This is a genomic window from Rhodococcus sp. GXMU-t2271, from assembly GCF_041414735.1.
In the GTDB taxonomy this organism is placed as follows: domain Bacteria; phylum Actinomycetota; class Actinomycetes; order Mycobacteriales; family Mycobacteriaceae; genus Rhodococcus; species Rhodococcus indonesiensis.
On sequence record NZ_JAUIZP010000027.1, the window covers coordinates 116,209 to 130,476 of the forward strand.

General features: G+C 70.9%; 15 protein-coding genes and 1 pseudogene. 3 read left to right on the plus strand and 13 right to left on the minus strand.

The genetic code is table 11. The features are described 5' to 3' along the window. Position 1: 1 nt before the first annotated feature. From frr to rpsB, 4 genes are all read right to left on the minus strand, one after another. On the minus strand, positions 2 to 559 hold the full coding sequence (gene frr, locus QYS60_RS10565) for a ribosome recycling factor (RefSeq protein WP_006937444.1): 558 nt from the start codon (positions 557 to 559) through the stop codon (positions 2 to 4). A 28-nt stretch (positions 560 to 587) separates the two neighbouring features. Then, on the minus strand, positions 588 to 1,316 hold the full coding sequence (gene pyrH, locus QYS60_RS10570; protein ID WP_003939001.1) for a UMP kinase: 729 nt from the start codon (positions 1,314 to 1,316) through the stop codon (positions 588 to 590). Positions 1,317 to 1,477: 161 nt separating this feature from the next. Next, positions 1,478 to 2,302, minus strand: a complete 825-nt coding sequence (gene tsf / locus QYS60_RS10575; protein WP_064066627.1) for a translation elongation factor Ts — start codon at positions 2,300 to 2,302, stop codon at positions 1,478 to 1,480. Between the two features lie 159 nt (positions 2,303 to 2,461). Then, the gene (gene rpsB, locus QYS60_RS10580; protein ID WP_003939003.1) at positions 2,462 to 3,295 is read right to left on the minus strand and encodes a 30S ribosomal protein S2; all 834 of its coding nucleotides are present in this window, start codon (positions 3,293 to 3,295) and stop codon (positions 2,462 to 2,464) included. A gap of 321 nt (positions 3,296 to 3,616) precedes the next feature. Here rpsB and QYS60_RS10585 point away from each other — a divergent pair. Then, a pseudogene (locus QYS60_RS10585) lies at positions 3,617 to 4,102 on the plus strand (M23 family metallopeptidase); the annotation flags it as partial. Positions 4,103 to 4,140: 38 nt separating this feature from the next. Here QYS60_RS10585 and QYS60_RS10590 read toward each other — a convergent pair. Further along, positions 4,141 to 5,118, minus strand: coding sequence for a MinD/ParA family protein (locus tag QYS60_RS10590; protein ID WP_371383163.1), 978 nt, complete (start codon positions 5,116 to 5,118; stop codon positions 4,141 to 4,143). 706 nt (positions 5,119 to 5,824) lie between these two features. After that, entirely contained in the window at positions 5,825 to 6,751 is a 927-nt protein-coding gene (locus QYS60_RS10595) for a tyrosine recombinase XerC (RefSeq protein ID WP_289379239.1), read from the minus strand. A 97-nt stretch (positions 6,752 to 6,848) separates the two neighbouring features. Between QYS60_RS10595 and QYS60_RS10600 the strand changes: the two genes are divergently transcribed. Further along, on the plus strand, positions 6,849 to 8,009 hold the full coding sequence (locus QYS60_RS10600) for a multidrug effflux MFS transporter (protein ID WP_371383164.1): 1,161 nt from the start codon (positions 6,849 to 6,851) through the stop codon (positions 8,007 to 8,009). Between the two features lie 6 nt (positions 8,010 to 8,015). On the opposite strand, the gene QYS60_RS10605 is transcribed toward QYS60_RS10600, so the two are convergent. Further along, positions 8,016 to 8,789, minus strand: coding sequence for a siderophore-interacting protein (locus QYS60_RS10605; RefSeq protein ID WP_371383093.1), 774 nt, complete (start codon positions 8,787 to 8,789; stop codon positions 8,016 to 8,018). Between the two features lie 145 nt (positions 8,790 to 8,934). Between QYS60_RS10605 and QYS60_RS10610 the strand changes: the two genes are divergently transcribed. Then, positions 8,935 to 9,171: a hypothetical protein gene (locus QYS60_RS10610; protein ID WP_235157695.1), complete on the plus strand. Its 237-nt coding sequence runs from the start codon at positions 8,935 to 8,937 to the stop codon at positions 9,169 to 9,171. A gap of 3 nt (positions 9,172 to 9,174) precedes the next feature. On the opposite strand, the gene dprA is transcribed toward QYS60_RS10610, so the two are convergent. From dprA to lepB, 6 genes are all read right to left on the minus strand, one after another. Further along, entirely contained in the window at positions 9,175 to 10,299 is a 1,125-nt protein-coding gene (gene dprA, locus QYS60_RS10615) for a DNA-processing protein DprA (RefSeq protein ID WP_371383094.1), read from the minus strand. Further along, positions 10,296 to 11,804, minus strand: coding sequence for a YifB family Mg chelatase-like AAA ATPase (locus tag QYS60_RS10620; RefSeq protein ID WP_371383095.1), 1,509 nt, complete (start codon positions 11,802 to 11,804; stop codon positions 10,296 to 10,298). Before QYS60_RS10620 ends, dprA begins: the two co-directional genes overlap by 4 nt. Then, entirely contained in the window at positions 11,804 to 12,160 is a 357-nt protein-coding gene (locus tag QYS60_RS10625) for a YraN family protein (protein WP_371383096.1), read from the minus strand. The genes QYS60_RS10620 and QYS60_RS10625 overlap by 1 nt, the downstream gene beginning before the upstream one ends. A 220-nt stretch (positions 12,161 to 12,380) precedes the next feature. After that, the gene (locus QYS60_RS10630) at positions 12,381 to 12,695 is read right to left on the minus strand and encodes a DUF2469 domain-containing protein (RefSeq protein ID WP_003939014.1); all 315 of its coding nucleotides are present in this window, start codon (positions 12,693 to 12,695) and stop codon (positions 12,381 to 12,383) included. Positions 12,696 to 12,732: 37 nt separating this feature from the next. Next, on the minus strand, positions 12,733 to 13,431 hold the full coding sequence (locus QYS60_RS10635; protein WP_003939015.1) for a ribonuclease HII: 699 nt from the start codon (positions 13,429 to 13,431) through the stop codon (positions 12,733 to 12,735). Beyond that, entirely contained in the window at positions 13,428 to 14,186 is a 759-nt protein-coding gene (gene lepB / locus QYS60_RS10640) for a signal peptidase I (RefSeq protein WP_052034044.1), read from the minus strand. Before lepB ends, QYS60_RS10635 begins: the two co-directional genes overlap by 4 nt. Positions 14,187 to 14,268 lie beyond the last annotated feature (82 nt).

The window sequence follows — 14,268 nt, forward strand, 5'->3', positions numbered from 1 at the left end:
GTTAAACCTCCAGCAGCTCGGCTTCCTTGTGCTTGACCAGCTCGTCGATCTGCGCCACGTACTTCGCCGTGGTCTTGTCGAGCTCCTTTTCCGCGCGGGTGACGTCGTCCTCGCCGGCCTCGCCGTCCTTCTGGATGCGGTGCAGCTCCTCCATCGCCTTCCGTCGCACGTTGCGCACGGACACCTTGGCGTCCTCGCCCTTGGCCTTGGCCTGCTTGACCAGCTCGCGGCGGCGTTCCTCGGTCAGCTGCGGGATGGAGATGCGGATCAGGGACCCGTCGTTGGTCGGATTGACGCCCAGGTCGGAGTTGCGGATCGCGGTCTCGATCGGGCCGAGCTGCGAGGCCTCGTAGGGTTTGACGACCACCATGCGCGCCTCGGGGACGTTGATGCTGGCCATCTGCGTGACCGGGGTGGGCGCGCCGTAGTAGTCGACGACGATCCTGGAGAACATGCCGGGGTTCGCGCGGCCGGTGCGGATGGATCCGAGATCGTCCTTGGCCACCGTGACGGCCTTTTCCATCTTCTCCTCGGCTTCGAAGAGAGCTTCATCGATCACGGCTGTTCCTCCATGTTCCGTTGTCCGTTCATGACCGTACGAGTGTTCCGATCTTCTCACCGGCGACAGCCCGAGCGATATTCCCCTCGGTGAGCAGGTTGAAGACCATGATCGGCATGTCGTTGTCCATGCAGAGACTGAAGGCGGTCGCATCCGCGACCTTGAGGCCCTTCTCGATGACCTCGCGGTGGGTGATCTCGGTGAACAGGGTCGCGTCGGCGTCGATCCGGGGGTCGGCCGAGTAGACCCCGTCGACGGCCTTGGCCATCAGGACCACCTCCGCGCCGATCTCGAGGGCGCGCTGCGCGGCGGTGGTGTCGGTGGAGAAGTACGGCATGCCCATGCCGGCACCGAAGATCACCACGCGGCCCTTCTCGAGATGCCGGCGGGCACGCAGCGGCAGGTACGGCTCGGCGACCTGCCCCATCGTGATAGCGGTCTGGACGCGGGTGTCCACGCCCTGCTTCTCCAGGAAATCCTGCAACGCAAGGGAATTCATTACCGTGCCGAGCATGCCCATGTAGTCGGAGCGAGCGCGGTCGAGACCGCGCTGCTGCAGTTCGGCGCCCCGGAAGAAGTTGCCGCCGCCGATGACCACCGCCACCTCCACCCCGGAGCGGACGACCTCGGCGATCTCCTCGGCCACGGTCGTCACCACGTCCGGGTCGAGACCGACCTTGCCCCCGCCGAACATCTCCCCACCGAGCTTGAGCAGCACCCGACGGAAACCGGGACGTTCCTGGGCGTGTTCGGACATGGTTCTCCTCGGGTCGAGCGGTGGGTCGGCCCTTTCATCCTGCCTCATCCGACCCCGTGGAACCGAGACGGGGGCGCGAGTGTCCGATCGGCCCGATATCGGGTCGCCGACGCGCCTCGACCCCGCCGGCGAGCGCCGACGGGGTCGAGGAAACGAGAGGTCTAGCTGCCGCCGACCTCGAAACGCACGAAGCGCGACACGGTGGCACCGGCATCGTCGAGCAGCGCCTTGACGGTCTTCTTCGAGTCCGTCACCGAGGCCTGCTCGAGCAGCACGACGTCCTTGAAGAAGCCGTTGAGCCGGCCCTCGACGATCTTCGGCAGGGCGGCCTCCGGCTTGCCCTCGTTCTTGGCGGTCTCCTCCGCGATGCGGCGCTCGTTCTCGACCGTGTCGGCCGGAACCTCGTCGCGGGAGAGGTACTTCGCCTTCAGCGCGGCGACCTGCATCGCGGCGGCACGGGCGGCCTCTGCGGCGGCGTCACCCTCACCGGAGTACTCGACGAGCACGCCGACAGCCGGCGGCAGGTCGGACGCACGCTTGTGCAGGTACACCGCGACGGGGCCGTCGAAGACGGCGAGACGGCGCAGCTCGAGCTTCTCGCCGATCTTGGCGGAGAGCTCCTGCACGAGGGTGTCGACGGTCTTGCCGTCGACCTCGACGGCCTTGAGGGCCTCGAGGTCGGCCGGCTCGGCCTCGGCCGCAGCGGTGACGATCTTCTCGGCGAGAGCCTGGAACTCGTCGTTCTTGGCGACGAAGTCGGTCTCGGAGTTGAGCTCGATGAGCACGCCGTTCTTCGCGGCGACCAGGCCCTCGGCGGTGGAGCGCTCGGCGCGCTTGCCCACGTCCTTGGCGCCCTTGATGCGCAGCTGCTCGACGGCCTTGTCGAAGTCGCCGTCGTTGTCGGCGAGGGCGTTCTTGCACGCCAGCATTCCGGAGCCGGTGAGCTCACGCAGACGCTTGACGTCGGCGGCGGTGTAGTTCGCCATGGGAAGCGAGCCTCCTGTGTCTGTTGTGCGCGATGGGTGCTCGCGCGGAAGTTTCCTCTGATGCGGCTCGGTCGCGTGCGGGTGCACTGATGCGGCGCGGTCGCGTGCGACGGCCCCGACCATGATCTCAGGATCTACCGGTCGGGGCCGCGCATCGGATCAGGCTTCGGCGGAGGGCGCCGCGTCGGCGGCGGGGGCCTCGGCTTCGGCGGCCGGGGTGGCCTGCGCGAGCAGCTCCTGCTCCCACTCGGCGAGCGGCTCGCCGGCGCCGGCCTCCGGCTTGGCGTCCTTGTCGGCGCTCTGGCCGGCGCGGGCCTGCACGCCCTCGGCGACGGCGGAGGCGACGACCTTGGTCAGCAGCGCAGCCGAACGGATCGCATCGTCGTTGCCCGGGATCGGGTAGTCGACGACGTCGGGATCGCAGTTGGTGTCGAGGATCGCGACGACCGGGATGTTCAGCTTGCGGGCCTCGCCGACGGCGATGTGCTCCTTGTTGGTGTCGACGACCCAGATCGCCGACGGCACCTTGGCCATGTCGCGGATGCCACCGAGGGTGCGCTCGAGCTTGGTCTTCTCACGCGTGAGCATGAGGATTTCCTTCTTGGTGCGACCCTCGAACCCACCGGTCTGCTCCATCGACTCCAGCTCCTTCAGGCGCTGCAGGCGCTTGTGGACGGTGGAGAAGTTGGTGAGCATGCCGCCGAGCCAGCGCTGGTTCACGTAGGGCATCCCGACCCGGGTGGCCTCTTCCGCGATGGACTCCTGCGCCTGCTTCTTGGTGCCGACGAACAGCACGGTGCCACCGTGGGCGACCGTCTCCTTGATGAACTCGTACGCCTTGTCGATGTACGTCAGGGTCTGCTGCAGGTCGATGATGTAGATGCCGTTGCGGTCGGTGAAGATGAACCGCTTCATCTTCGGGTTCCAGCGACGGGTCTGGTGACCGAAGTGGGCGCCGCTGTCGAGCAGCTGCTTCATTGTTACGACAGCCATGGCTGTTCTCTCTTTCGATTCGGTTGCCGCGGGAGATCGGGTGATCCCCGCCCTGGCGTCCGCATGCCCGTCGGACCCTTGCGGGACCGGCCGACGGCCAATTTCCGATGGCGCCCGGAACACCGGGCGGCGATCAGCGCGCGGACGCGCGAAGTCGATCTGCGAACACAGACCGCTCGAACAGTGTACGGCCTTGCCCGCCGGGAACCACAACTGCCTGATCAGCGGGCCGGTTCGGCCGATCTGTGGACGAATCGGAGGGTTGTCCACAATGCCGGGAAGGCTCTGTCCGTCGCCGGCACCGCCCGGCACGCTGGGCGGATGAAGATCACCGGGATCGCCGTCCTGATCGCGCTCGCCGCGCTCGCGGGGTCGGTTCCCGCCGCGGCGTCCCCCCGCGAGTTCGGCTGGCCGCTGCAGCCACGGCCGGTCGTGGCCCGCCCGTTCGACGGTCCCGAGCACGACTGGCTGCCCGGGCACCGAGGCGCCGACCTCGCCGGCCGGCCCGGGCAGCCGGTGTTCGCCGCCGGCGCCGGCGTGGTGGTGTTCGCGGGGACCGTCGCCGGCAAACCTGTCGTCTCGGTGGAGCACGCCGGTGGGCTGCGCACCACCTACGAGCCGGTGACCGCGACGGTCGCCGCAGGCCGGCGCGTGGAACGGGGGGATCCGCTCGGCACCCTCGAGCCGGGCCACGAGGGCTGCCCCGCGGCGGCCTGCCTGCACTGGGGTCTGCGCCGAGGCCGCGACGACTACCTCGACCCGTTGCCGCTCGTGCGGTCGGTGATCCGTCTCGAGCCCGTGTCCGGGCGCGGCGGCGGAACCGCTCAGCCGCGCCCGCGGCTCGGCTACGGGCGGCGGTCCGCGGCGTGGCGTCCCGACACTGCCGCGAAGTCGTCGGCAACCATGGCGGCGAGTTCGAGGAAGGCGCGACGAGTGGCAGGCCGGAGCAGAGCGAGGTCGATCTCGGCCCCCTCGGCAAGGTGTTCGTCGAACGGCACCACCTGCACGGCCCGGCACCGCGCGAGGAAGTGTCCCGTCAGTGCCTGCATGTCGATGTTGGTGGCCCCGGGCCGGGCAGCGCTGATCACCACGACGGTGCGCTCGACGAGTGCCCCGAAACCGTGGTGCTGCAACCAGTCGAGTGTCGCGGCCGCGCTCCGCGCCCCGTCGATCGCCGGGGACGCGACCAGCACGAGTGCGTGGGCGAGATCGAGCACCCCCCGCATCGCCGAATGCATGATGCCCGTGCCGCAGTCGGTCAGGACGACGTTGTAGTACACCCGCAGGATGTCCACGACGCGGCGGTAGTCGTCCTCGCTGAACGCCTCCGACACCGCCGGGTCGCGTTCGCTCGCAAGCACTTCGAGACGGCTCGGCGCCTGCGACGTGTGGGCGCGGACGTCGGCGTAGCGGGAGATCCGCGGGGCCGCGGCGAGCAGGTCGCGCACCGTGGACCCGGTCTGCTGGGGCACTCGCTGCGCGAGCGTCCCGAAGTCGGGATTCGCGTCGACCGCGATCACACAGTCCCCCCGCAGCGAGGCGAACGTGGAGCCGAGTCCGACGGTGGTCGTCGTCTTTCCGACACCGCCCTTGAGGGACAGCACCGCGATCCGGTAGTCGCCGCTGATCGGCTGCCGGACCCGGTCCTCGAGCTCACGCCGGTACGTCTCGTCGGTCGATTCGCCGGGCGCGAGGATTCCGCCGGTGAACCGGTGCACGCTGCGCCGCCAACCGGCCGCGGGAGAGCGCCGGGACCGCCGGACCAGCGCGCCGGAGGTCAGGTCCTGATCGGACGGCCGCGGCTCCGGGGCGCCGGACTCCACCGGGCCGGCTTCCCGGCAGTGCCCTGGGGTGGAAAGCCCGGAACGGATCGACGACGGACGGTTTTCGGGGTCGTCCGCCTCCCGCAGGGGCGACCCGGTGGCTTCCGAGCCGGGCGTCGGTGGAGGCGGCGCGGGCTCGGCGCGGGGATGCTCCCCGGGGCCGTTTCGCGCCGCGGTCTCCTCCCCCGCAGTGGTGGGTCCGGCAACGGCATCGGCCGGTTGCGCGGTGACCACCGGTTCCGGGTCCGCAGGTTCGGGGGTGCGGGGCTCGGGCGTGCCGGGCTCGGGGGTGCCGGGCTCGGCGGTGTCAGGCTCGGCGGTGTCAGGTTCGGCATCGGGCGGGGCGGGAACCGTCGGCTCGACGACCCGCGCTTCGGGCACAGACGCGGGACGGTCCGAAGACGGCATGCCGAACGGGACAGACGGCACCGGGGCCGGTGGACCGGCCGGTCGGTCCACATCCACGGGCGGGGATGTGGTCCCGGATGGTCGTTGTACGGGCTGCGGAGACGGCTCCGGCTGCTCGGGCGGCACGACCGCACGGTCGCCGCCCCGTCGCCTTCCGCGGCGGCCCGCCGGCTCCGGTTCGTCCCGAAGCCAGGCAGGCAGAGCGTGCGTCGACTCCTCGTACCCCACGAATTCCCCCCGGATTGCGCAGCAGATGCGGCGGCGACGGTACCAAACCTCGGGGTCTTCGTCGCCCGGGTCACGCCCGCGGATGCGCCTGTTCGTGCGCCGCCCGCAACCGCGCTACCGACACATGGGTGTAGAGCTGGGTCGTCGCAAGGCTCGCGTGACCCAGCAACTCCTGCACCACCCGCAGGTCGGCACCGCCCTCGAGCAGATGGGTCGCGGCGCTGTGCCGCAGCCCGTGCGGCGCGAGATCGGGTGCGCCGGGGACTGCGGCTACGTTCTCGTGCACCACGGACCGGACCTGGCGCGGGCCCAGCCGGCCGCCGCGTACACCGAGCAGAAGCGCAGGCCCGGAATCCGGGCGCGCGAGGGCGGGCCGCCCGCTGTGCAGCCACGCGTCGAGCGCGGCGGCCGCGGGCGCTCCGTACGGCACGGTCCGTTCCCGGTTGCCCTTACCGAGCACGCGCAGCGACCGACGGTCGGCATCGACGTCGTCGACGTCGAGCCCGCACAGCTCCCCGACCCGGATCCCCGTCGCGTACAGCAGTTCCAGCACGAGCCGATCGCGCAGCGCCACCGGGTCCAGCTCGCGCGCACCGGCCTCCGCAGCCGCCATCACCTCGGATGCCTGATCGGCACGCAACACCGGCGGAAGGGTGCGGTGGGTGCGGGCCGACACCAACCGAGCCGCGGGATCGTGGTCGAGCCGGCCGGTGCGGGCCAGCCACGCGCAGAAGGTGCGGGCGGAGGAGGTGCGCCGCGCCAAGGTCGTGCGGGCAGCGCCGCCCGCCACCTGGTCGGCCAGCCAGGAGCGCAGCACCTCGAGGGTGAGGTCGTCGATCCGCGCATCCGGGTGGCCGGCCTCGAGGTGGGCCAGCAGACTTCGGATGTCGGTCGTGTACGCGCGGATCGTGTGGGCGGACCGTCCGCCCCGCAGGTCGAGATGCTCGGCGAACTCCTCGAGATGCACGGCGAGAGGCGGCGGCAGCGCGGTGTCCATGGCCGTCACCGTGCGCTGTGGGCACCGCCCACGCAACCGCACACGCCGATCAGGCGCCCACTAGGGTTAGTTCGTGAGTAAAACGATTCCGTTGCCGATGCTGTTCGGTCTGGCACTGCTCTCCGCTACCGCGCCGCTGGCCACCGACATGTATCTGCCCGGACTCCCGATCATGTCCGAGAGTCTCGGCACCAGCACGGTCGGCATCCAGCTCACGCTCACCACCTTCATGGCCGGCCTCGGCGTCGGGCAACTCGTGGTGGGACCACTCTCCGACGGGTGGGGCCGGCGTCGCCTGCTGCTGGCGGGCACCGTCGTCCTCGCCCTGAGCAGCGCCCTGTGCGCGACGGCGCCGACGGTGGAGGTGCTCATCGCAGCCCGCCTGATCCAGGGCTTCAGCGGCGGCACGGGAATCGTGCTGGCGCGCGCGGTGATTGCGGACCGCTCCCGCGGCAACGAGGCCGCCCGCCTGTTCAGCATCATGATGATCATCGGCGGGGTGGCGCCGATCGTCGCACCCCTGCTCGGCGGCGTCCTGCTGGGGCCGATCGGCTGGCGCGGCATCTTCTGGGTCCTGGCCGGCCTGGCCGTGGTGATGGTCGTCGCTGTGCTCACGGTCGTGCCGGAGACGTTGCCGCCCGAACGCCGCCACAGCGGGGGCCTGGCGACACTCGCCCGCAACTTCGGCACGGTGATCGGCAATCGGCGCTTCGTGGGTTACGCCGCGACGTTCGCGCTCGGCTTCGGCGCCATGTTCTCGTACATCTCCGCATCACCGTTCGTGGTCCAGGAGGTCCTGGGGATGACGCCGGGACAATTCTCCCTCGTCTTCGCCGTCAACTCGGTGGGCCTCGTCGCGGGCAACATCGTCAACACCCGGCTCATCGGACGTTTCGAGGTGCGGAACCTGCTGCGGTACGGCGTAGCCCAGATGCTGACCGCCGGGATCCTGCTGGTGCTCGCGGTCCTGGTCGCGGACACCGCCCGCCGGCTGGTGCTGCCACTGCTGTTCCTCGTCGTCTCCAGCCTGGGCTTCGTCATGGGTAACGCGACGGCGCTGGCACAGGGGCAGGTGCCGAAGACGGCGGGCACCGGCTCCGCGGTCATGGGCGCGTCGCAGTTCGGCCTGGCTGCCCTGGTGTCACCACTGGTCGGGCTCGGCGGGGAGAACACCGCGCTGCCGATGGCGCTGGCGATCGCGATCTCGGCCGCGCTGTCCATGACCGCCCTGCTCACCCTCACCCGCGAACGCGTGTGAGCGCGTTCACCGCGCTTCGGCCGTCGCGAGTTCGCGCTTCCATTCCCGGAAGCCCTCCTCGGTGCGGCCGCGACGCCAGTACCCGGAGATCGACGCACGGGCAGCCGGAACCCCGCGGATCTTGCGGACGTACGGCCGCAGGTACTGCATGACGGTCTCCGCTTCCCCGTGGATGAACACCTGCGGGTCGCCCGGCAGCCACTCCGCGCCCGTCACCGCCGAGACCAGGGGCGCGTTCGCGCCGGTCAGGTCCGGCCCGGTGGCGGAGCCGCGGTGCAGCCAGGTGACCTCGACGCCGGCGGGAGCCGAGAGGGCGATTTCGTCGTCGGGGCCGGCCACCTCGAGGAACACCCGGCCCCGCGCATCCGGGGCCAGGGCTTCGAGCGCCGCGGCGACGGCCGGTATCGCGGTGTCGTCACCGGCGAGGAGGTGCCAGTCGGCGTCCGGATCCGGGCGGTAGGCACCACCGGGCCCGCGGACCACGACGGTCTGCCCCGGCTGCACGGACGCCGCCCAGGGACCGGCGACACCCTGATCGCCGTGGACGACGAAATCGATCGCGATCTGCCGGGCCTCCCGGTCCACGGCCCGCACCGTGTACGTGCGCAGGACCGTCTCGCCGCCGGCCTCCAGCTCGAGTTTGACGTACGAGTCCGTGTGCGGACCTGGTTCGAACTCGTCGAACCCGGGGCCGCCGAGGTGGACCCGAACCAGGTGCGGAGTCAGGCGTTCGCTGCCCGTCACCGTCAGGGTCGTCGATCGCGGGGTCTTCGGGGCCACGCCCACCTCCGTATTTGCTCAGGCTTACCTAACTATCGCAGCGTACGCGTGCGGTCCGTCGGCGGCCACCGCCCCGCGCCGACGCAACACCACCGGGATCATCCGATCCGCCGACATCGCGCCGGAATTCCGCCATCGTTGCGGTATGCGAGAAACGATGAACACCGTCACGTCGCAGTACCTGACGAGCCTCGTCGGCGCCCTCGAGGAGACGGACCGCAGGCGCGAGGCGATCGGCGCACAGCTGGCCGAGCTCGAGTACGTCCTGCTCCAGACCGGGGAGACCGAGCTCGCCGCCCAGGTGACCAGGGTGCTCGGCGACAAGTACTACAAGCCCATCCTGGCCAAAGCCGAGGAACTACGCGGGCACGACCAGCCCTGACACTCACCTGCTGCGTGCCCACCCGGCCGCCTCCCGCTGCACATGTCCTTCGAGCTCGAGCAACGGCAACGCGGCCCGCACCCGCTCCGGGAGCAGCCCCGACGTTTCCGACAGGTGCTGCACCGATACCGCCCCCGCCGCGGGCAGAGCTTCGTAGACGGCTGCCATGTCGCCCGAGAGTCCGTCGAGCGCCCGCACCCAGCGTCCGTCGCCGTCGTCGGCCACACCCATCGGGCCGACCTCCTCGACCACCTCGCGTGCGGTGCCCACCAGTCGCGCCTCCTGCTCCCGGATCATCCGATGACAGCCCTGCGACGCCGCCGAGGTCACGGGCCCCGGAACCGCCAGCACCGGCCGCCCCAGCCGTCTGCCCCACGCCGCCGTGTTCCGTGCCCCACTGCGCCAGCCCGCCTCCACCACCAGAACGCCACCACCCAGCCCCGCGACCAGACGGTTGCGGGCCAGGAACCGGAACCGCGCCGGGAGCGTGCCGGGCGGATACTCGCTGACCACCGCCCCGTGCTCGGCGATCTGCCGCAACAACCCGGTGTGCGCCGCCGGGTACGCCCGGTCCACCCCGCACGCGAGGACCGCCATCGTCACGCCACCGACCCCCAGGGCCGCCCGGTGCGCCGCCGCGTCGATCCCGAAGGCCGCCCCCGACAGCACCGTCCACCCGTCGGTCGCCAGGTCCCCGGCGATCTCCGCGGTCACGTTCTCGCCGTAGCCACTGGCCGCGCGCGTGCCGACGACGGCCACGGCCCGCTCCACCAGCTCGTCGATCCGCCGTCGCCCCAGCACCCACAACGCCGGCGGCGCGGCATCGACGTCCGCGCCGTCGAGACCGTCGAACGCCAGCAGTTGCCATGCCGGCCACTCGTCGTCGTCGGGCGTGACCAGACGACCGCCCAGCCGCTCCACCAGCTCCAGATCCCTCGCCGCGGAGTCGAGATGGGCACGGGCGGCAGTACGTCTGCCCAGCGCGCCACCGATCGAGCCGTCCCGCACCGCCGCCGCGACCGCCTCCGGGCCGTCCTCCGTGATAGCGGCGTTCAGGATCCGCGACGCCCCCTGCGCCACGACCGACAGATAGGCCCACGCCAGCCGACGCGGATCCGGTGCGCTCATGCCGTCCCCCGATCCCGGAAATCCAGAGCCGTCGCCACGTGCATTTCTCCCGGAGCGTCGAGCCCCGCGAGATCTGCCAGCGTCCACGCGACCCGCAACGCGCGATCCGCGCCGCGCGCGGTGATCGCTCCCTTCCGCAGCGCCCACTCCACAGGTCCGAGCGCCGCGCGGGGCAGACGGAATTTCTGCCGCAGCGCGGGACCGGGCACCTCGGCGTTGGTACTCCACCCGTGCGCGCTCCAGCGGGCGGCCGCAGCATCCCGGGCCCGGGCCACCCGGGTGCGAACATCCTCGGTGCTCTCCCCGGCCTCTCCCATGAGCGCGCCGGTCGCCACCGTCTCCATCCGAACCCGCAGGTCCACCCGGTCGAGCAGCGGGCCCGACAACCTCCCCAGATAGCGTCGGCGCGCGGCGGGCGGGCACACGCAGTCGGCGTCGCGAGGCGGCGCACACGGGCACGGATTCGCGGCGAGGATCAGTTGGAATCGCGCCGGGTAGCGCGCAACCCCGTCGCGGCGGGCGATACGCACCTCCCCGTCCTCGAGCGGGGTCCGCAACGCCTCGAGCGCCTTGGTGCCCATCTCGGCGACCTCGTCCAGGAAGAGGACGCCCCGGTGGGCACGACTGACCGCACCGGGCTTGGCCATGCCGCTGCCCCCACCGACGAGCGAGCTGACCGACGCGGTGTGGTGGGGAGCGATGAACGGCGGGTCGGTGACGAGCGGCTGATCCGCCGACAGCGTTCCGGCGACGGAGTGGATCGCGGTCACCTCGAGGGCCTGTTCCTCCGTCAACGCCGGCAACACGCCGGGAAGCCGCTGGGCGAGCATCGTCTTCCCGATGCCGGGCGGGCCGGTGAGCATCAGATGGTGCGCACCGGCGGCCGCGATCTCGATGGCCCGCCGTGCCTCGTGCTGACCGACCACCTCGCTCATGTCCGCTCGTCCCGGCCGCTCCCCCGGCGGGCGGGGACCGGGTCGCTCGAGCGGTCCGTCGCCGCGCAGCCACAGCACCACCTCGGCGAGAGTGCCCGCCCCGTAGATGTCGATGCCGTCGACCAGCCCGGCCTCGGGCATCGTGGCGGCCGGGACCACCACCCGCTGCCATCCGGCACGCTTGGCGGAGAGCACCGCCGGAAGGACCCCGCGCACCGCCCGGATCCGACCGTCGAGCGCCAGCTCTCCGAGCAGAATCGTCCGCGAAACCGACTCGGGCGGAATCGATTCGGCGGCGTTGAGCACCGCGCACGCGAGGGCGAGATCGTAGACGCTGCCCACCTTCGGCAGCGTCGCCGGCGACAGGGCCAGCACCACCCGTGAATCCGGCCAGTCGCCGCCGGAATTCGTCACCGCCGCCCGGACTCGGTCCCGGGACTCCTGCAGCGCGGTATCGGGCAGTCCCACCATCCTCACCCCCGGCAGTCCGCGGCCGATGTCGGCCTCGATCTCCACGACCTGCCCGTCCACCCCGGTGACCGCCACCGAGTAGGCCTTCCCCAGTGCCATCACAGCACCTGCCGGCGATGGGTGATCAAGGGTTCGCCCCGGGATGGGAGCAGCACCGTGACCACGTCGACCCGGATGCGCCGCCACCGTCGCTCGTGGCTGGAGAGCCACAGCGCGGCCAGCCGGCGAATCCGATCCGCCTTGACCGCGGTCACCGCCTCGGCCGGCGTGCCGTACCCGAGGCCGGTGCGGGTCTTGACCTCCACGAACACCACCGTGTCGCCGTCCTCGGCGATCAGATCGAGTTCCCCGTACCGGCAGCGCCAGTTGCGCGCGAGCACCACCAGGCCCGCCGACTCGAGAAACTCGGCGGCCAGGTCCTCCCCCAGCGCCCCCACCTGCTGATTGCGTCCCATCCCCGTCCCTCCCTGTGTGGCAACCACTGTGCGGCACACGAGGGACGTCCATGGCCCGCACCGGCCCGGATCACGGAATCTGTGGATGAACGCGCCGGGTGTGGACAACTGCGGCCGACGGGGCGCGGCCGGGGAAAGCGCGTGGCCGAATGTCACACCGCTTCGATCGAATCGAAGGAATGTGACATTCGGCCGACGGGACGCGAAGGGGGTGAGCGGGCTATCCCAGCTTGTCGGGCAGGCGCAGGTCGGGCTTGTCGAGCTCTTCGATGTTGACGTCCTTGAAGGTGATGACCCGGACGTGCTTGACGAAGCGGGCGGGGCGGTACATGTCCCACACCCACGCGTCGGACATGCGCACTTCGAAGTACACCTCGCCGCCGGAGTTGTGCGGGAGCAGCTCGACCGCATTGGCGAGATAGAACCGTCGCTCGGTCTCCACGACGTACGCGAACTGACCAACGATGTCCCGGTACTCCCGGTACAGCGAGAGTTCCATCTCGGTTTCGTACTTCTCGAGATCCTCGGCACTCATCGGTCTCGGTGTCCTCCCGTTCTGGTGTGTCGATCCATCATCCCGCATCTGCCTCGTCGGAGCCGAATCGGCCGTGGCCGGGGTCGTCGCCGAGGAGGGCGGCGACGTTGGCGTATCGCAGGCGATGCTCCCGGCTGGGGCCGAGATCGCGCAGCGCCGCCATGTGCGCGGCGGTGCTGTAACCCTTGTGGACGGCGAAGCCGTAGCCGGGCAGCTCGCCGTCGAGGTCGACCATGATCCGGTCCCGGGTGACCTTGGCGAGCACGCTCGCCGCCGCGATGCAGGCCGCTGCGGCGTCCCCGCCGATGACCGGCAGCGACGGCGCCGGCAGGCCCGGAACCCGGAACCCGTCGGTGAGAACGTACCCGGGCGCGACGGACAGCCGCATCACCGCACGGCGCATGCCCTCGATGTTGGCCACGTGCACACCGATGGCGTCGATCTCGGCGGCCGGCACGATCACCACGCTCCACGCCACCGCGCGGCGTCGGATGATCGGGAACAGCTCCTCCCGGGTCTTCTCGGTGAGCTTCTTGGAGTCGTCGAGACGCGCGAGCGTCGGGTGCGGTCGGGGATCGAGGATGCACGCGGCGACGACGAGCGGTCCGGCGCAGGCGCCCCGGCCCGCCTCGTCGACCCCCGCAACCGGCCCGAGCCCGCACCGCACGAGCGTCGACTCCATGGTGCGCAGGCCCGCGGACCTGCGGATCACAGCGCGCGGCGGCCACGGGGTCACGGTTGCTGGATCTCCGGGGAGTCGATGGTGCCCCACCGCGAGGGCGGCAGGACGATGAACCGGGCCTTGCCGATGACGTTGTCGACCGGGATGGTGCCCTGGTTCTCGTCGGCGACGTGGTAGCGCGAGTCCGCGGAGTTGGAGCGGTTGTCGCCCATGACCCAGAGGTGGCCGTCCGGCACGGTGACCGGACCGAAGCAGCGGCCCGAGCGCACCTCGGTCTCGCAGGTGACCACGCCGGGGGTGAACGGGAAGTCCATCTCGATGTACGGCTCGTCGAGGGGCCGGCCGTCGACGAGGACACGGCCCTGGTCGTCGCAGCATTCGACGGTCTGCCCGCCGACGGCGATCACGCGCTTGACGAGGTCGTTCTCGTCGGGTGGGACGAGGCCGACGAGGGAGCCGACCTCCTGCATGCCGCGGATCACGACGTTGTCGGAGCGGGTGGAGACGTAGCCGGTGGACCAGGAGTCGGGGCCGCGGAAGACCACGACGTCACCGGGCCGGGGATCGCCGAAGCGGTAGCCGATCTTCTCGACGACGATCCGGTCGCCGGTGCAGCCGGGGCAGCCGTGCAGGGTGGGCTCCATCGACTCCGAGGGAATCAGGTACACCCGCGCGACGAAGGTCTGGAGCAGGAAGCTCAGCACGAGCGCGACGAGGATCAGGACGGGCAGTTCCCGCAGGAACGACTTCTCCTTCTTGTCCTGCTTCCGATCGCGTCCGGGCGTGTCGTCGGTGCTGTGCTGCTGCATCTCCGGCACGGCCGGGTCTCGCGATGAATCTGCCACCGAATCAGAGTAGCCCGGCCCGGAACGGATCCGGACCGGGCTACTC